Annotated in this window: 15 protein-coding genes; 11 read left to right on the top strand and 4 right to left on the bottom strand. The window is 69.6% G+C overall.

What is annotated here, in order from left to right:
* Positions 1-29 precede the first annotated feature (29 nt).
* The gene (locus ACAM49_RS13080) at positions 30-611 is read right to left on the bottom strand and encodes a TetR/AcrR family transcriptional regulator (RefSeq protein WP_369635740.1); all 582 of its coding nucleotides are present in this window, start codon (positions 609-611) and stop codon (positions 30-32) included.
* A 143-nt stretch (positions 612-754) separates the two neighbouring features.
* Here ACAM49_RS13080 and ACAM49_RS13075 point away from each other — a divergent pair, with 143 nt between their 5' ends.
* Both ACAM49_RS13075 and ACAM49_RS13070 read left to right on the top strand, forming a co-directional pair.
* Positions 755-2,332 carry an FAD-binding oxidoreductase gene (locus tag ACAM49_RS13075; protein ID WP_369635766.1) on the top strand — a complete coding sequence of 526 codons (1,578 nt, stop codon included), beginning with the start codon at positions 755-757 and terminating at the stop codon, positions 2,330-2,332.
* Positions 2,329-3,255: a diacylglycerol kinase family protein gene (locus tag ACAM49_RS13070; RefSeq protein ID WP_369635739.1), complete on the top strand. Its 927-nt coding sequence runs from the start codon at positions 2,329-2,331 to the stop codon at positions 3,253-3,255. Before ACAM49_RS13075 ends, ACAM49_RS13070 begins: the two co-directional genes overlap by 4 nt.
* A gap of 84 nt (positions 3,256-3,339) precedes the next feature.
* Here ACAM49_RS13070 and ACAM49_RS13065 read toward each other — a convergent pair whose 3' ends face one another.
* Together ACAM49_RS13065 and ACAM49_RS13060 are read right to left on the bottom strand one after the other, a co-directional pair.
* Positions 3,340-3,708, bottom strand: a complete 369-nt coding sequence (locus ACAM49_RS13065) for a hypothetical protein (RefSeq protein WP_369635738.1) — start codon at positions 3,706-3,708, stop codon at positions 3,340-3,342.
* 203 nt (positions 3,709-3,911) lie between these two features.
* Positions 3,912-4,550: a class I SAM-dependent methyltransferase gene (locus ACAM49_RS13060; protein WP_369635737.1), complete on the bottom strand. Its 639-nt coding sequence runs from the start codon at positions 4,548-4,550 to the stop codon at positions 3,912-3,914.
* Between the two features lie 349 nt (positions 4,551-4,899).
* Between ACAM49_RS13060 and ACAM49_RS13055 the strand changes: the two genes are divergently transcribed.
* From ACAM49_RS13055 to ACAM49_RS13035, 5 genes are all read left to right on the top strand, one after another.
* A complete protein-coding gene (locus ACAM49_RS13055) occupies positions 4,900-7,599 on the top strand; it encodes a valine--tRNA ligase (protein ID WP_369635736.1) in 2,700 nt (899 codons plus the stop codon).
* 44 nt (positions 7,600-7,643) lie between these two features.
* Positions 7,644-9,044 carry a folylpolyglutamate synthase/dihydrofolate synthase family protein gene (locus ACAM49_RS13050; RefSeq protein ID WP_369635765.1) on the top strand — a complete coding sequence of 467 codons (1,401 nt, stop codon included), beginning with the start codon at positions 7,644-7,646 and terminating at the stop codon, positions 9,042-9,044.
* The gene (locus ACAM49_RS13045) at positions 9,041-9,469 is read left to right on the top strand and encodes a DUF4233 domain-containing protein (RefSeq protein WP_369635735.1); all 429 of its coding nucleotides are present in this window, start codon (positions 9,041-9,043) and stop codon (positions 9,467-9,469) included. The genes ACAM49_RS13050 and ACAM49_RS13045 overlap by 4 nt, the downstream gene beginning before the upstream one ends.
* A gap of 84 nt (positions 9,470-9,553) precedes the next feature.
* On the top strand, positions 9,554-9,970 hold the full coding sequence (ndk, locus tag ACAM49_RS13040; RefSeq protein WP_040806188.1) for a nucleoside-diphosphate kinase: 417 nt from the start codon (positions 9,554-9,556) through the stop codon (positions 9,968-9,970).
* Between the two features lie 563 nt (positions 9,971-10,533).
* The gene (locus tag ACAM49_RS13035; RefSeq protein ID WP_369635764.1) at positions 10,534-13,725 is read left to right on the top strand and encodes a translation initiation factor IF-2 N-terminal domain-containing protein; all 3,192 of its coding nucleotides are present in this window, start codon (positions 10,534-10,536) and stop codon (positions 13,723-13,725) included.
* 66 nt (positions 13,726-13,791) lie between these two features.
* On the opposite strand, the gene ACAM49_RS13030 is transcribed toward ACAM49_RS13035, so the two are convergent.
* On the bottom strand, positions 13,792-14,199 hold the full coding sequence (locus ACAM49_RS13030) for a DUF3224 domain-containing protein (protein ID WP_369635734.1): 408 nt from the start codon (positions 14,197-14,199) through the stop codon (positions 13,792-13,794).
* 313 nt (positions 14,200-14,512) lie between these two features.
* Between ACAM49_RS13030 and rplU the strand changes: the two genes are divergently transcribed.
* The 4 genes from rplU (at position 14,513) to proB (ending at position 17,936) form a co-directional block, all read left to right on the top strand.
* Entirely contained in the window at positions 14,513-14,824 is a 312-nt protein-coding gene (gene rplU / locus ACAM49_RS13025; protein WP_036547931.1) for a 50S ribosomal protein L21, read from the top strand.
* Between the two features lie 41 nt (positions 14,825-14,865).
* Entirely contained in the window at positions 14,866-15,132 is a 267-nt protein-coding gene (gene rpmA, locus ACAM49_RS13020; RefSeq protein ID WP_040806195.1) for a 50S ribosomal protein L27, read from the top strand.
* Positions 15,133-15,266: 134 nt separating this feature from the next.
* Positions 15,267-16,721, top strand: a complete 1,455-nt coding sequence (gene obgE, locus ACAM49_RS13015) for a GTPase ObgE (protein WP_369635733.1) — start codon at positions 15,267-15,269, stop codon at positions 16,719-16,721.
* A 114-nt stretch (positions 16,722-16,835) separates the two neighbouring features.
* Positions 16,836-17,936, top strand: coding sequence for a glutamate 5-kinase (gene proB / locus ACAM49_RS13010; protein WP_369635763.1), 1,101 nt, complete (start codon positions 16,836-16,838; stop codon positions 17,934-17,936).
* The last annotated feature ends 102 nt before the right edge of the window (positions 17,937-18,038 follow it).

The raw sequence follows: 18,038 nt of genomic DNA, 5'->3' as shown, positions 1-18,038 counted from the left end.
TCGAGTGCAGCAGCCGTGGATCGGCGGATCTAGCCGGGGATGAGATAGCCGTGGAGGGCCCGGGTGAGTTCGATGTCGAGGTGGTCGGAGTCGAGGACCGGGGCGAAGGTGCTCGCCGACTGGACCGCGGACTGGGCGATGAGCAGCAGCATGGCGGCCAGCTGGTCCGGATCGCCCGCGCGAATCGACTTGTCGGCCTGGCCTTCTCGAATGGTCACCGCGAACAGCTCGATCAGGGCGCGCTGATTGCGGCCCAGGCGCTCGAAGACGTAGGTGAGCATGATGTCGGTGTCGGCGCGGAAGATCTTGGCGAACAGCGGATTCCGGCGGATGGCCGCGCCGCCGCCGACGATCGCGCCGACCAGGCGTTCGCGCGCGCTGCCGGTCGGCGGCGCGGTATCGGCGATGATCTCGCGCAGTTCCCGCACCAGCAGGTCCGCCACCAGCGACCCGGTGTCGGGCCAGCGCCGGTACACGGTCGGCCGGCTGACGCCGGCGCGCCGGGCCACCTCGGTGAGGGTGGTGCGCCGCACGCCGAATTCGGCCACGCAGGCGCGGGCCGCGTCGAGGATGGCTCGATCGACGGCGGAGGATGGTTCGGTCGAACTCATGGATGCCACCACCGGAGAGTAGTTGTCGTTACTGCTTGACATTCTATGTCAGACTGTAACGCATGGTCGACGCACAAGCAGCCTCCACATCCACGGGCAGTGGCCTTGCAGAAAACCCGGGCGAGCCGCAGGTCCGCGCGAGTATGGTGTGGGACGCCTGGGGCTCCCCAGCCGGACACAAGCCATTGTCCGAGCAGATTCGGGGACTGCTCGCGCAGGTATTCGGGGTGTCCGGCGAGCCGGTGACCCGTCGCGATGAGGGCGACGTGCCGCTGCGCGCCTCGGCGCTCACGCCGGAACAGCACGCCGGGCTCGTCGCGGTGGTCGGAGCCGAGAATCTGTCCATCGACCACCGCGACCGCCTGCTCCGCGCGGGCGGCAAGTCCACGCCCGACTTGCTGCGCCGCCGCGCCGAGGGTGAGCAGGACGCCCCCGACGCCGTCGCCTTCCCCGCCGATCACGCCGAAGTCCTCACGCTGCTGAAGTACTGCTCCGCCAAGGGAATCGCGGTCGTCCCGTTCGGCGGCGGCACCAGCGTCGTCGGCGGACTCGATCCCGCGCGCGGCCGCTTCCCGGCCGTCATCGCCATCGATCTGGGCCGCCTCGACACCCTCACCGACGTCGACCCGGTCAGCGGCACCGCCACCCTGGGCGCGGGCCTGTCCGGTCCGCAGGCCGAGGAACTGCTTGCCCGCCACGGCCTTTCGCTGGGCCACTTCCCGCAGAGCTTCGAATTCGCCACCATCGGCGGCTTCGCGGCCACCCGCTCCTCGGGCCAGGCCTCGGCCGGCTACGGGCGCTTCGACGACATGATCCAGCGCCTCCGGATCGCCACCCCCGCGGGCGAACTCGACCTGGGCCGCGCCCCCGCCTCGGCCGCCGGGCCCGACCTGCGCGAGCTGTTCTCCGGCTCGGAGGGCACCCTCGGCATCATCACCGCGGTCACCCTGCGCGTGCACCCGATCCCGGAGACCACCGGCTACCAGGCCTGGTCGTTCCCGGACTTCGCCACCGGCGCGGCCGCCCTGCGCACCGTCATCCAGGCCGGGGCCGCCCCGACCGTCATGCGGCTGTCCGACGAGGCCGAGACCGGGCTGAACCTGGCCCGCGCCGGGGACATCGGCGGCGCGGCCGTCGGCGGCTGCCTGGCCGTCACCACCTTCGAGGGCACCGCCGCGCATGTGGCCGCCCGTCAGGCCGAGGCGAGCGAACTGCTCACCGCCGCCGGCGGCACCGCCCTCGGTGAGGGTCCGGCCCAGGAGTGGGAGCACGGCCGCTTCGCCGCCCCCTACCTACGCGACGCGCTGCTCGATGTCGGCGTGCTGTGCGAGACCCTCGAAACCGCCACCAGCTGGGCCAATCTCGCCAATCTCAAGGCGAAAGTGACCGCCGCGCTGACCGATACGCTCACCGCCCAGGGCACCCCGGCGCTGGTCATGTGCCATATCTCGCACACCTACCCGACCGGCGCGTCGCTGTACTTCACCGTGGTCGGCAAGCAGGCCGAGGACCCGATCACGCAGTGGGCCAAGGCCAAACAGGCCGCGGGCGACGCCATCGTGGCTGCGGGCGGCACCATCACCCACCACCACGCCATCGGCGCCGACCACAAGCCGTGGATGACCGACGAGATCGGCGACCTCGGCGTCCAGGTGCTGCGCGCGGTGAAGAACGCGGTCGACCCGTCCGGAATCCTCAACCCTGGGAAGCTGATTCCGTGACCACCATTCGCTCCATCGCCCTGGTGACCAACCCGCTCTCCGGTCACGGCAAGGGCGCGCTGGTCGCCGTCGAGGCCGCCAACCTGTTCGCCGGGCACGACGTCCAGGTCACCACGATCCAGGGCGACTCGGCCGCCGACACCGAACGGCTGGTCCGCAAGGCCCTCGCCGACCCGGACAACCGGCCCGACGCCGTCGTGGCCGCGGGCGGTGACGGCCTGACCTGCGTGGTGTTGCAGGCCCTCGTCGGCACCGGCGTCCCGCTGGGCCTGGTCCCCGGCGGCACCGGCAACGACCTCGCCCGCGAACTCGGCATCCCCGACGACACCGCGGCGGCGGTGGCCACGGTGCTGGGCGGCAAGACCCGCGCCATCGACCTCGGCACCGTCGAGACCGAGGAGTCCGGCCGCGCCGTCTGGTTCGCCACCGTCACCGGCACCGGCCTCGACGCGCGAGTCACCCTGCGCGCCAACGCCTTGCGCTGGCCCAACGGCCCGCTGCGCTACACCCTCGCCGCCTTGATCGAGCTCGTCGGCAAGCTGGCCGTGCCGTACCGCATCGAACTCACCGGCTCACCGGACCACCCGGACGGCACGGTGATCGAGACGAACGCGGTCATGGTCGCCGTCGGCAACACCCGCACCTACGGCGGCGGCATGCTCGTCGCCCCCGACGCGATCATCGACGACGGCCTGCTCGACCTGACCGTCGTGGGGGCCATGTCCCGGCTGGAAATGATCCGCCTGCTCCCGGCCCTGTCCTCCGGCAAGCGCGTCGACCACCCGGCCATGGTCCAGTACAAGGCCCGCGAATTCCGCCTCACCGCCCCCGGCGCACCCGCCACCGCCGACGGCGACCCGGTGGGCTTGCTCCCGGCCCTGTTCCAGGCCCACCCGGGAGCATTGGACGTGCTCGTCCCCTGACGATCGCGCTCGACGGGATCCGACACAGCAGTGCGCCCCACACCGAAAAGGTGTGGGGCGCACTGTTTATGGGCTCTCGGGCCGTCACCAGACCTGGACGACAGCCAATCCCTCGGAGTCGACGACCAGATCCACCGAACCGTTCGGATGCGCGGCGGCCTCCCCGACGATCGACGGCATATCCGCGTAGATGTAGTCCTCGTCCTGCGGCAGCTTCGAATCCGGTTCCAGGGCGACGGTCACGGCTCCGGGCGGCGCGAATCGGTCCACCAAGGCCGGAGCCGGGCTGTTCGCCAGGGACTGGGTCTCGCCGGGAGAAAGCTCCACACCGGCCGCGCCGATCTGCGGGATGACGAACGGGGTTGCGGCGGAGGCGGTTCCGCTGACGGCCAATCCGGCAATGGCGAAGCCGGTCAGCAGGGCGGCGGATGCGGCAAGGGTTCGAACTCGCATGGTGACTCGCTTTCCAGCGGGGGGACCGTGTCCCTCGGGGGAGCTGTCTCGGTACTGCGATGAACTGGAGACGACTGGCGCCAGCCGGATAGCCAGAACACATCACCGCAGGTAGCCGTGGCAATAGCTAAGCGAGCCACCTCACTAGAACCGAGAAGAGTGGCCTTCGACACGTGCCCTGGCCGGGCAAATAGGGCAGGCTGCTACGCGGGGCGGCCGATCAGCAGATGGCCCGGGATCGGCTTGTTCGGGAGATTCTGGTGGTCGACGGTCAGCCCGGCGCGCTTCAGAGCGTCGGCGACCTCGGCGACCGGGCGGAGCGTGAAACCGTATGGGGTGAACGGCATTCTGGCCATCGCGTCGGGATCGCCGATGCCGATCACCAAGCGGCCGCCGGGCTTCAGAACACGGGCCATCTCCGCGCACGCCCGGTCCAACTCCGGCACGAAATAGATGGTGTTGCAGGTGATTACGGCGTCGAGGGAGTCATCGGGGAGGGGTAGTTCGGTCAGCGAGCCCTCGGTCAGCTTGAGGCGGCCCTCGGCGAGATCGGTGGCGAAGGACGAGCGGGCCCTGGCCAGCATGTCCTGGGACAGCTCCACACCGGTCACCGTGCCGGTCGCGCCGACGCGCTCGAGCAGCAAGGTCAGGCCGATACCGCCGCCGAAACCGAGATCCGCGGCAGCATCGACGGCGCTGACCTGCGCCGCGGCGACCGCGGCCTCGATCATGGGCCGATTGCCGCGGTTGAGGAACTGGGCCACGACCTTGCCCAGCGGGCCGTGGGGATTGCCCAGCTGGCCCGCGACGGTCGACATCAGCCGCGCGACAATCGGATTCATGATCCACAGGCTACCCGCGGGTCGTCCCGCAATGGCGCTATTGCGACGCGGAAACGATGCGGCGGACGCAACGTAGATGCAACGAATCCTGGTCTACCCTGGCCGATTTGGGCCAGAACCTGAGAACTTCCTTTGGATCCGGGAGCCGGGCCCCAAACGGCGGTAGTCTGGCCAATGAGGGCGAGGCTTCCAGCGTCCCTCATCCGCCGGAAGCCTCGCCCTTCGGCTTGCCTGCACCAGGTCATCGGCTCGCCCATGGCAGCCCACTCGGAACCCGCCCCGGCCCCGCGAATTGGGCCTACTAAAAACCCGGTCGTTGGGTGATAATCCCTGCCCTTAGAATCGACCGGTGACCAGCGCAGCCTCTGAGAACCCGCGTAATCGTGCCGATGCCCTCCCCAAGAGCTGGAACCCCAGCGATGTCGAGGCCGACCTGTACGAGCGCTGGGTAGCCGCCGGTTACTTCACCGCCGACCCGAGCAGCGCCAAGCCCGCCTACTCGATCGTGCTGCCCCCGCCGAACGTCACCGGCACCCTGCACATGGGCCACGCCCTCGACCACACCCTCATGGACCTGCTCACCCGCCGCAAGCGCATGCAGGGCTTCGAGGTGCTGTGGCTGCCGGGCATGGACCACGCGGGCATCGCCACGCAGACCGTGGTGGAGAAGCAGCTCGCCGTCGACGGCAAGACCAAGGAAGACTTCGGCCGCGAACTGTTCGTGGACAAGGTCTGGGACTGGAAGCGCGAGTCCGGCGGCCAGATCCAGGGCCAGATGCGCCGCCTCGGCGACGGCGTGGACTGGAGCCGCGACCGCTTCACCATGGACGACGGCCTGTCCCGCGCCGTGCAGACCATCTTCAAGCGCCTCTTCGACGCGGGCCTCATCTACCGCGCCGAGCGCCTGGTGAACTGGTCGCCGGTGCTGCAGACCGGCATCTCCGACCTCGAGGTGGACCACAAGGAGGTCGAGGGCGAGCTCGTCTCGCTGCGCTACGGCTCCCTGAACGACGATGAGCCGCACGTGATCGTGGCCACCACCCGCGTGGAGACCATGCTCGGTGACACCGCCGTGGCCGTGCATCCGGACGACGAGCGCTACAAGCACCTGGTCGGCACCACGCTCTACCACCCGATCACCGGCCGCCAGATCCCGATCGTCGCCGACGACTACGTGGACCCCGAATTCGGTTCCGGCGCGGTCAAGATCACCCCCGCGCACGACCCCAACGACTTCGAGCTCGGCCTGCGCCACAACCTGCCCATGCCGACGATCATGGACAAGACCGGCAAGATCGCCGACAGCGGAACCGAATTCGACGGCATGGACCGCTTCGAGGCCCGCCTCAAGATCCGCGAGCGGCTCGAGGCCGAGGGTCGCGTGGTCGGCCGCAAGTACCCCTACCTGCATCAGGTCGGCCACTCCGAGCGCTCCGGCGAGCCCATCGAACCCCGCCTGTCCATGCAGTGGTGGGTGAAGGTCGAGGGCATCGCCAAGGCCGCCGGTGACGCGGTCCGCAACGGCGACGTCAAGATCCACCCGGCCAGCCAGGAGCCGCGCTGGTTCGAGTGGGTCGACAACATGCACGACTGGAACATCTCGCGCCAGCTGTGGTGGGGCCACCGCATCCCGATCTGGTACGGCCCCGAGGGCGAGATCGTCTGCGTCGGCCCGGACGAGCAGGCCCCCGAGGGCTACGTCCAGGACCCGGACGTGCTCGACACCTGGTTCTCCTCGGGCCTGTGGCCGTTCTCGACCATGGGCTGGCCCGACGCCACCGACGAGCTGGCCAAGTTCTATCCGACCAGCGTGCTGGTGACCGGCTACGACATCCTCTTCTTCTGGGTCGCCCGGATGATGATGTTCGGCATGTTCGTCTCCGACGACCCGGCGCTCACCGCGGGCAAGGACGCGAACCAGAAGCAGGTCCCGTTCCAGGATGTGTTCCTGCACGGCCTGATTCGCGACGAGTTCGGCAAGAAGATGTCCAAGTCGCGCGGCAACGGCATCGACCCGCTGGACTGGATCAACGAATACGGCGCCGACGCCACCCGATTCACCCTCGCGCGCGGCGCCCAGCCCGGCGGCGACCTCTCGGTCGGCACCCCGCACGTGACGGCCTCGCGCAGCTTCATCACCAAGCTGTTCAACGCCACCAAGTTCGCGCTCATGAACGGCGCGCAGCCCGGTGAGCTGCCCGCCCGCGACAGCCTCACCGATACCGACCGCTGGATCCTGGACCGGCTCGACGAGGTCATCGCCGAGGTCGACGCCGCCCTGGACCGCTACGAGTTCAGCAAGGCCCTCGAGGGCCTGTACCACTTCGCGTGGGACGAATTCTGCAGCTGGTACCTGGAATTGGCGAAGGTCCAGTTCGCCGAGTCCGAGGAGCGCGCCGCGAGCACCCGCATCGTGCTGGGCAATGTCCTCGACTCGGTGCTGCGCCTGCTGCACCCGGCCGTCCCGTTCGTCACCGAAACCCTGTGGCAGGCACTGACCGAGGGCGCGGCGGGCGAGTCCATCGTGGTCTCGGCCTGGCCGACCGTCTCCGGCGCCGCCGCCGATGCGGTTGCGGCCCGCCGCATCTCGGACACCCAGAAGCTGATCACCGAGATCCGCCGCTTCCGCGCCGACCAGGGCCTGGCCGACAGCCAGAAGGTGGCCGCCAAGCTGGTCGGCATCGACGCCGCCGACCTGCCCGGCCAGGAGCCGAGCATCGCCAACCTGGCCCGGCTCACCGCGGCGGGCGACGACTTCGCCGTCACCGCCGCGCTCGAGGTGCGTTTGACCAATGCCACGGTGACCGTCGAGATCGACACCTCCGGCACGGTCGACCTCGACGCCGAGCGCCGCCGCCTGGAGAAGGACCTCGCCGCCGCGCAGAAGGAGCTCGCGGGCACCAACGGCAAGCTCGGCAACGAGGCCTTCCTGGCCAAGGCCCCCGACGCGGTGGTCGAGAAGATCAAGGCGCGCAAGGAGATCGCCGAGGGCGACGTCGAGCGCATCACCGCCCGCCTGGCCGAGATCACCAAGCTGGCCGCCAAGTGAACGACGAACCGGAGCGTCAGTACGCGGAGGGCTCGCTGAGCCCGATGGGCACCTCGCCGGTGGATCTCGCCGAAATGGCGCTGGTCGAGGCCGAACTCGACCAGCGCTGGCCGGAGACCAAGATCGAGCCGTCGCTGGTTCGCATCTCCACCCTGATGGATCTGCTGGGCTCGCCCCAGCAGTCCTACCCGGCCATCCACATCGCGGGCACCAACGGCAAGACCTCGGTCACCCGCATGATCGACGCGCTGCTCACCGCGCTGCACCGGCGCACCGGGCGCATCACCAGCCCGCACCTGCAGCTGGCCACCGAGCGCATCGCCGTCGACAACGCGCCCATCACGCCGGGCCGCTACGTCGAGGTGTACCGGGAGCTGCTGCCCTATATCGAATTGGTGGACAAGCAGTCCCAGGCCGCGGGCGGCCCGGCCATGTCGAAATTCGAAGTGCTCACCGGCATGGCCTACGCGGCCTTCGCCGAGGCTCCCGTCGATGTGGCCGTGGTCGAGACCGGCATGGGCGGGCGCTGGGACGCCACCAATGTGATCGACGGCCAGGTCGCGGTCATCACCCCGATCGGGTTGGACCACACCGACTATCTGGGCCCCGACCTCACCTCCATCGCGGGGGAGAAGGCCGGAATCATCAAGCGGGCACCGGAAGACGAACTGTCGCCGCGCGACACCGTCGCCATCATCGCCCAGCAGGAACCCGAGGTCATGGACGTCCTGCTGCGCCGCGCGGTCGAGGTCGACGCGGCCGTCGCGCGCGAAGGCTCGGAGTTCCAGGTGGTTTCGCGCCGCGTCGCCATCGGCGGCCAGATGCTCGAGCTCCAGGGCCTCGGCGGCGTCTACGACGACATCTTCCTGCCCATGCACGGTGAGCATCAGGCCCGCAACGCGGTGCTGGCGCTGGCCGCGGTCGAGGCGTTCTTCGGCGCGGGCGCGTCCCGGCAGCTCGACATCGACGCTGTCCGAGCCGGTTTCGCCAATGCCGTCAGCCCCGGCCGGATGGAGCGCATGCGCAGCGCGCCCACCATCTTCATCGACGCCGCGCACAACCCGCACGGCGCACAGGCTCTAGCGGCCACGCTGACAAGCGAATTCGATTTCCGCAAACTGGTAGGCGTGATCGCGGTACTGGGAGACAAGGACGCCGGCGGCATCCTCGACGCCCTGGAGCCCATCTTCGACGAGATCGTCGTCACCGAGAACGGTTCCCCGCGCGCCCTGCCCGTCGAGGATCTGGCCAACCTGGCCGTGCAGCGCTTCGGCGACGAACGCGTGGCCGTGGCCCACGATCTGGCCGACGCCATCGAAACCGCCATCGCCCTCGCCGAGGGCGGGGAGGACGGCGAATTGGTCTCGGGCGCGGGCATAGTCATCACCGGCTCGGTGGTCACCGCCGGGTCCGCGCGCAGCCTGTTCGGAAAGGATCCCGCATGACCGAGGACGCCAAGGCCCAGGTTCCGGAGGGCAGCGGTGAGGTGCCGCCGCCCGCCACCGATCCGTGGAAGGGCCTGCGCGGCGTCATGGCCGGGACCCTGGTCCTGGAGGCCATCACCGTGCTGCTCGCGCTGCCGGTGATCAGCGCGGTCGGCGGCGGCCTGCGCTGGTGGTCGATCCTCTACGTCGTCGGCCTGGCCGTGATCATGTTCCTGGGCGCGGGCGTGCAGCGCCGCCCCTGGGCCATCCCGTTCAATCTCGCCCTGCAGGTGGCATTGCTGCTGGGCGGCTTCATCCACCTGTCGATCCTGATCATCGGCGTGGTCTTCGTCGCGGTCTGGGCCTTCGTCCTGTTCCTGCGCGCCGATGTGAAGAAGCGCATGGAGGCGGGCCAACTGCCCAGCCAGCGCATGTCCCAGGCCTGATCGACTCCGTATATTCAGGGCAGACCGGGCCAGCCGCCCGGTCTGCGTTTTTCCTGGTGAGCAACCGCCGGTTACAGTTGCCGCGTGACTGAGCAGACGTTGGTACTCATCAAGCCCGACGGCGTGGCCCGCGGCCTCGTTGGCGAGATCATCACTCGCATCGAGCGCAAGGGCCTCAAGATCGCGGCCCTGAAGCAGGTGAACGTCTCCGAGGAGATCGCGGTCCAGCACTACGCCGAGCACCGCGAGCGCCCGTTCTTCGGCTCCCTGATCGAATTCATCACCTCCGGCCCGGTCATCGCGATCGTGCTCGAGGGTGAGCGCGCCGTCCCCGCCTTCCGCCAGATCGCCGGCGGCACCGACCCGGTCGAGAAGGCCGTCCCCGGCTCCATCCGCGGCGACTACGCGCTCGAGACCCAGTACAACCTCGTGCACGGCTCCGACTCGCCCGAGTCCGCCAAGCGCGAGATCGATATCTGGTTCCCCGGCTTCGCACACTGATCTTCGGGGGCGGTTTGCCCCCACTCTCTCCATGGATAGGTCCGGGGGCCCACCCCCGGACCCCGGAATCAGCGGCCGCCCGCGAGACTCGCGAGGCCCGCTCCGGGCCGCGTGGGCACGACGCCCCGACGTGGTGTGGGATACTGGCTCTGGAAGTGACCGACGCGGGCCGTTTGCGGCGCGCGTCAGCCACCTTCGAATTGACACCGCGGAGCGACGGACGATCATCGCTGCCGCCGACGGCTACCAAGACTCGGCCGCCGGCAGGCACGCTGGATGAACGCTCGTGACACGGAGTTGAGCCAACCAACCAGGCGCCACGTGACCAGTTAGCCCGAACGACGAGATACCGGTGATAACGGGCCACACGGCGCGAAGACTTACGATCTCATGCCCGCGGGCGTGAGGCCGACAAGACAGCGCCCCCGCGACGGCCGCGTCACTCCTGAGAGGAGCGCGCCCGGGGGCCCCGAGGAGATTTCGTGGCCGATCAAGAGCCGCTGGAAGCATCGCAGAGCAATGGCGAAGGGGAGGGCGCTTCGATCACCCCGGCCGCCGAACAGTTGCCGGAACGGATCCGAGTGCACGCACTGGCGAAGCTGCTGGGCACCACCAGCAAACGAATCCTGGCCCACCTGACCGAGATGGGCGCGCAGGCGCGAAGCCCGCAATCGAGTCTGGACCGCACCGTCGCCGAAACCGTGCGCGACGCCTTCGGCCCGCGTGACGTCGAGGCCGATCCCGCGCCCGCCGGGCCGGAACCGATCGCCGAGACCACCGTCGACGCGGCCATCGCCGCAGGCGACGACCGGGCCGCCGACGAGATCGCGGCCGAGGAGGTCGAGGCCGCCGAGGCTGCTGCCGCCGCCACCCCCGCGACCAAGCAGACCACCCTGTTCGCCAGCCCGTTCCAGAGCACCCCGCAGGTCGAGGAGCCGGTGCAGTACCAGGCACCGGCCGCCCCGGTCTTCGCGGCGCCGCTGTTCCAGGCGCCGGACGCCGCGGCCGCCGAGGAGGCCCGCCGCCAGCGCCGCACCGAGCGCGCCGAGCGCAAGGCCGCCCGCGAGGAGCAGGCCGCCGAGAAGCCGGTCGAGGCGAAGCTGGCCGAGGCCAAGCCGACCAAGACCGTGACCGCCAAGGCCGTCACCGACGAGACCGCGTCCGAGGACACCGAGGACGAGGCCGACTGGGACGGCGAGGACCGCGAGCAGCGCGGTGAGGGCACCTCGCGGCGTCGCCGCCGGGGCCGCCGCGGCCGCGGCCGTGGTCGCGGAGAACAGCACGGCGAGAACGACACCGACGATCTCGACGGTGACGAGCAGCCCGAGGCCGAGGACGAGTCGGCCGAATCCGCCGACGTCGAGACCGACGACGAGGACGATTCGGCACCGCTGCCCGAGGGTTCGAGCAGCCGTCGCCGCCGTCGTCGCCGTCGCCGCAAGGGCGGCGAGGACAACGAGCCCGAGGCCGCCGACGACGATCCGCCGAACACCGTCGTGCACGAGCGCGAGCCGCGCAGCAAGCGCCGCGCCGCCGCCAAGGACGTCGACGAGGTGCAGGGCATCAGCGGTTCCACCCGCCTGGAGGCCAAGCGCCAGCGCCGCCGCGACGGTCGCGAGGCCGGGCGTCGCCGCCCGCCGATCCTGACCGAGTCGGAGTTCCTGGCCCGCCGCGAGGCGGTGGACCGGGTGATGGTGGTGCGCGAGAAGCACTTCCCGGATCACCCGACCTCCACCACCCAGGTCGCGGTGCTCGAGGACAACATCCTGGTCGAGCACTTCGTGACCTCGACCGGTTCCGCGTCCATGGTCGGCAATGTGTACCTGGGCAAGGTGCAGAACGTGCTGCCCTCGATGGAGGCGGCGTTCGTCGACATCGGCCGCGGCCGCAACGGCGTGCTGTACGCGGGCGAGGTGAACTGGGAGGCCGCCGGTCTGGGCGGCAAGGAGCGCAAGATCGAGCAGGCGCTCAAGCCCGGCGACACCGTGCTGGTGCAGGTTTCGAAGGATCCGGTGGGCCACAAGGGCGCCCGCCTGACCACGCAGATCAGCCTGGCCGGTCGCTTCCTGGTGTACGTGCCCGGCGGCACCTCCACCGGTATCTCCCGCAAGCTGCCCGACACCGAGCGCAAGCGGCTCAAGGAGATCCTGCGCGACATCGTGCCGCAGGACGCGGGCGTCATCATCCGCACCGCGTCGGAGGGCGTCTCCGAGCCGGAGTTGGCCCGCGATGTCGAACGGCTGCAGGCGACCTGGCGCACCATCGAGGATCAGTCCAAGCAGGGTTCGGGCGCGCCCAAGACCCTGTACGAGGAGCCTGACCTCCTGGTCAAGGTCGTGCGTGACCTGTTCAACGAGGATTTCTCCAAGCTGATCATCGAGGGCGAGCGCGCCTGGACGACGGTCGAGAACTACGTCCGCACGGTCGCCCCCGACATGCTGGCCCGCGTCGAGCGCTACGAGAACAACGGCGTCGACGTGTTCGGTTCGCTGCGCATCGACGAGCAGCTGGCCAAGGCGCTCGACCGCAAGGTGTGGCTGCCCTCGGGCGGCACCCTGGTGATCGACCGCACCGAGGCCATGACCGTCATCGACGTCAACACCGGCAAGTTCACCGGGTCGGGCGGGTCCAATCTCGAAGAGACCGTGACCCGCAACAACCTGGAGGCGGCCGAGGAGATCGTGCGCCAGATGCGGCTGCGCGATATCGGCGGCATGATCGTCGTCGACTTCATCGACATGGTGCTCGAGTCCAACCGGGATCTGGTGCTGCGCCGCCTGACCGAGGCGTTGGGCCGCGACCGCACCCGCCACCAGGTCTCCGAGGTCACCTCGCTGGGCCTGGTCCAGATGACCCGCAAGAAGCTGGGCACCGGCCTGGTCGAGGCGTTCTCCACCACCTGTGAGACCTGCCACGGCCGCGGCATTCTCGTGCACAACTACCCCGTCGAGTCGTCGGCCCCGGCCGGGGACAGCGGTGAGGGCGTGGGCCGTCGCGAGGGTTCGCGCCGCCGCCGCAAGGACCGCAATGCCGCCGTCGAGGCCCCGGCCGTCGAGCCGGTGGCCGAGGAGAAGGCCGACAAGCACGAGAACCACGAGCAGCAGGCGGAGAAGGCCGCTGCCAAGCGGGCCCACCCGGTCGCCATGGCCATGGCCGCGCATGCCTCGGAGGAGGCCGCGCACGCGGCCGAGGAGGACGCCGTCGCCGCGGCCGACGCCGCGAATACGGTGCTGGCCGAGGGTGAGTCGGCGAGCGTGGCCGAGGTCGCGGCCGCCGAGTCCACCATCGTGCGGGAGGCCGAGAACGCCGCCGCCGAGGCCGCCATCGCGGACGATGCGGTGACGAAGATCGAGGCGGCCACCGAGGACGCCGTGGAAACCGCTGCGCCGCAGGGTGCCCCGCACACCAACGGCACCTCGCAGCCGAGCGCCGCCGCGTCGGCGGCCGCCGACGAACTGGCCGCGACCGATGCCCTGGCCGCCGGTGCCGAGGCCGCCGTGGTGGTGGAGGAGGCACAGGCTGCCTCCGGTGTGCAGACGGCGGGTCGTCGTCCGGCTCGCCGCCGGGTGGCGCGCACGGTGACCGCTCCGGCCGCGGACAGCTCCAGCGCTGTGTTCGTGCTCTCCAGCTCGGACCAGGCGCAGAAGCCGGCCTTCAATCTCGACGACCTGGCCCCGGCCGCGGTCCCGCCGCGGTCGCGTCCGCGCCGCCGGGCCGCCGGTCGCCCGGCCGGTGCGCCGGAGGGTGAGAACTAGCCCGCTCGCGTGAGACGACTGTGGCCCCGCCGGATTCCGGTGGGGCCACAGGTCTTTTCGGGTAGGTCAGGGCAGTTCGTAGTCGAACCGGATGCGGTGCGTGCCGTCGGCGTCGATGGTCAGGTCACCCGTGCCGGTGATGCCCGCCAGCTCGCCGGTGCCGCTGCCCGCGACGATCGAGAAGAAGACGTCGGTGCGGTCGGTCCCGTCGGTGGCGGCCGAGTGCACGAAGTTGAACGCGCCCGCGCGGCCGTTGAGCGCGCCCTCGAACGATTCCATGGCCACATAGGTCCCGACCCCCGAGCCCTGGTCGAAGGCGGAGGTGAACAGGGTCGCCGAGCGGCCGGTGATCTCACCCTCGTACTGCTTCTCCAGCTTCGCCAGCCCGACCGGGAGTCCGGTGGTGATGGCCGGTTCGGGGGTGACCTCGGTGGGGATGAAAGACTTGACGTCGAAGGTTCCGGTCGCACGCATGGCTCTATCGTGCGGCACGCGTTTCCGGAGTTCTTGTAAGAACGCGACAGCTCGAGGTGAGAGCTGGGCAACCCGGTTTGGAGGGGGTCGCGCATGTCCTGTAGTCTTGGTCAGTCGCTGCCCCCTGCGACGGCACTCTGTTGTGACTAGTGCTGTGAGTGGGCCGGTTCGGTTCCCCAGAGCCAATGGCCCGAGGCGGCGGTGAAACCACCAGACCAGTCTGCGGCGGTTTCCGGTGCGAGCCGGATGCCAGCCGTGTGAGCAGAGTGCCGAGCACTTCGAGCACTTGTACAGAAAGAAGGGCAGCCGACCGATGGCAACGTACGCGATCGTCAAGACCGGCGGAAAGCAGTACAAGGTCGCGGTCGGTGACCTGGTGAAGGTCGAGAAGATCGAGGGTGAGCCGGGCACTTCGGTGTCGCTGTCGCCGGTGCTGGTCGTTGACGGCGCCGAGCTGACCACCGATGCTGACAAGCTGGCGAAGGTCTCCGTGTCCGCCGAGGTCGTCGAACAGACCAAGGGCCCGAAGATCCGCATCCACAAGTTCAAGAACAAGACCGGCTACCACAAGCGTCAGGGCCACCGTCAGAAGCTGACGGTCCTGAAGGTCACCGGCATCAAGTAATCCGACTTGGGGTTCGTCACCCCGGCACGAGGAGTTCTGAAATGGCACATAAGAAGGGTGCATCCAGCTCGCGCAATGGTCGCGATTCGAATGCCCAGCGGCTCGGCGTGAAGCGCTTCGGCGGCCAGACCGTCAAGGCCGGCGAGATCCTGGTTCGCCAGCGCGGCACGCACTTCCACCCCGGCGTCAACGTCGGCCGTGGCGGCGACGACACGCTGTTCGCCCTCGAGGCGGGCGCGGTGCAGTTCGGCACCAAGCGTGGTCGCAAGACCGTCAACATCGTGGTGCCGGAGCCGGTGAACGCCTGACCGGCGCACCGGAGTTCACGCTCCACTAGCTTTCGAGCGGGTCAGGGTACTGAATGCCCTGGCCCGCTTTGCTGTTTTCAACACGAAGACGTGCAACATCAACGACTGAGTCCTGAAGGAGGATGATCACCGATATGTCCAAATTCATCGACCGTGTTGTTTTGCACGTTCGTGCGGGCAAGGGTGGGCACGGCTGTGCCTCGGTGCGCCGCGAGAAGTTCATGCCGTTGGGCGGCCCTGACGGCGGTAACGGCGGCAATGGCGGGGACGTGATCCTCGAGGTCGACCCGAACGTCCACACCCTGCTGGACTTCCACTTCCACCCGCATGCCAAGGGCGGCAACGGCAAGCCCGGCGAGGGCGGCAATCGCAATGGCAAGCAGGGCGAGAGCCTGCTGCTGAAGGTGCCGTCCGGCACCGTGGTCATGAGCACCGAGGGCGAGATCCTGGCCGATCTGGTCGGGGCGGGCTCGACCTTCGTGGCGGCCCAGGGCGGCCGCGGCGGCCTGGGCAATGCCGCGCTGGTGTCCAAGGCGCGCAAGGCCCCCGGTTTCGCGCTGGTCGGTGTGGACGGCGAAGAGCGCGATCTGGTGCTCGAACTGAAGTCGGTGGCGGATGTGGGCCTGGTGGGCTTCCCGTCGGCCGGCAAGTCCTCGCTCGTTTCGGTGCTCTCGGCGGCCAAGCCGAAGATCGCCGACTACCCGTTCACCACGCTGGTGCCGAATCTCGGTGTGGTGCAAGCGGGTGATACGACTTTCACCGTGGCCGATGTGCCCGGTCTGATTCCGGGCGCGAGCGAGGGCCGCGGCCTGGGCCTGGACTTCCTTCGGCATATCGAGCGGTGCGCGGTGCTCGCCCACGTGGTCGACTGCGCCACGCTGGAGCCCGGGCGTGACCCGATCTCCGATGTGGACGCGCTCGAGGCCGAACTGGCCGCGTACCAGCCCGCGCTGGCCGGCGACGCCGGTCTGGGTGATCTGGCGGATCGGCCGCGCGTGGTCGTGCTCAACAAGGCCGATATCCCCGATGCCGACGAGCTGGCCGAGTTCGTGCTGCCCGAGTTCGAGAAGCGCGGCTGGCCGGTCTTCAAGATCTCGGCGGTGAGCCGGGAAGGCTTGCGGCCGTTGACCTTCGCGCTCGCCGAGATGGTCGAGCAGTACCGCAAGGCGCATCCCGAGCCGGAGCCGAAGCGGCAGATCATCCGCCCGGTCGCCAAGGGCGACAGCGGATTCCGGGTGCTGCCCGATCCCGAGGTGGAGGGCGGCTTCATCGTCGTCGGCGAGCGGCCCGAGCGCTGGGTCAAGCAGACGCAGTTCGACAACGACGAGGCCGTGGGTTACCTGGCCGACCGCCTGGCCCGCCTCGGTGTCGAGGAGGAGCTGGTCAAGCTGGGCGCCGAGCCGGGCTGCTCGGTGACCATCGCGGACTACTGCTTCGATTGGGAGCCTTCGATTTCCGCCGGTGTGGAAACGCTGATGACCCGTCGCGGTGTGGACCCGCGCCTGGATCAGACCGAGCGCATCGGCGCGGCCGAGCGCAAGCACGCCTCGCGCGTGCGCCGCGGTCTGGTGACCGAGGACGGCGAGTAAACAGGATTCGGGTGCGACGGCGCTGCGGCGCCGCGGGCGAATTGAGGTGTGGTGCAAGTGAGTTCGGGTGGCACTCGGGTGACGGAGCTCGAAACCGGTTCCGGTTCCGGTGAACTGAGCGCGGCGCGGCAGGCGATCGCGTCGGCGCGCAGCGTCGTCGTGAAGATCGGCTCGTCGGCGCTGACCAGCCTGGAGGGTGGACTCGACACGGGTCGGCTGGACAAGCTGGCCGACGCGGTCGAGGCCCGCATGCGCGCGGGTTCGGATCTGGTCGTGGTGTCCTCCGGCGCCATCGGCGCGGGTATGGCTCCGCTCGGATTGTCCAAGCGGCCAAAGGATCTCGCGACCAAGCAGGCCGCCGCGAGCGTGGGGCAGCTGGCCCTGGCGCACGCCTGGGGCACCTCCTTCGCCCGCTACGACCGGGTCGTCGGCCAGGTGCTGTTGAGCGCCGGGGATTTCGGCCGCCGCGAACCGCACCGCAATGCCCAGCGCACCCTGGACCGCCTGCGGTCGCTGCACGCGATCGCGGTGGTGAACGAAAACGACACGGTCGCAACGGAAGAGATCCGTTTCGGCGACAACGACCGGCTCGCCGCGCTGGTCGCGCACCTGGTCGGCGCGGACGCGCTGATCCTGCTGTCGGATGTCGACGGTCTCTACGACGGCGACCCGCGCAAGGGTGACGCCAACTTCATTCCCGAGGTCCGCGGCAGCGCCGATCTGGACGGTGTGATCGCCGGCTCCGGTGGTGCGCTCGGCACCGGCGGGATGGCCTCCAAGCTCTCCGCCGCCCGCCTGGCCGCCGACGCCGGCGTGCCGGTGCTGCTGGCGGCGGCTTCCGATGCGGCCGCGGCCCTTTCGGGCGCGACGGTCGGCACCGCCTTCGCGGCCCGCCCGGTGCGGCTGTCGGCCCGCAAGTTCTGGGTCCGTCACGCCGCGGACTCCCGGGGCGCGGTGCATCTGGACGCTGGCGCGGTGGCCGCGGTGGCCGAGCGTCGCCATTCGCTGCTGGCCGCCGGGATCACCGAGGTGGTGGGTCACTTCTTCGGCGGTGACGTGATCGATCTGTTCGCGCCCGACGGCCGCCTGGTGGCCCGCGGGGTGGCCGCGTACGACAGTGACGAGCTGGAAACCATGAAGGGCCGCTCCACCTCCGACCTTCCGGACAGCATGCAGCGACCGGTGGTGCACGCCGACGATCTGGTCAAGGTGTAGCGCGGGCGAGCAGTCGGTTACGGCTGAATTGCGTTGGGGGAGAGGCGGAGTAACGGGGGAAACTGGGCGGTTTGGTTGAACCCGCGAGGGGCAGTCGGAGGG

It is taken from the genome of Nocardia sp. JMUB6875 (assembly GCF_041154655.1).
GTDB lineage: Bacteria > Actinomycetota > Actinomycetes > Mycobacteriales > Mycobacteriaceae > Nocardia.
This window is presented reverse-complemented; position numbering and strand designations above follow the sequence as displayed.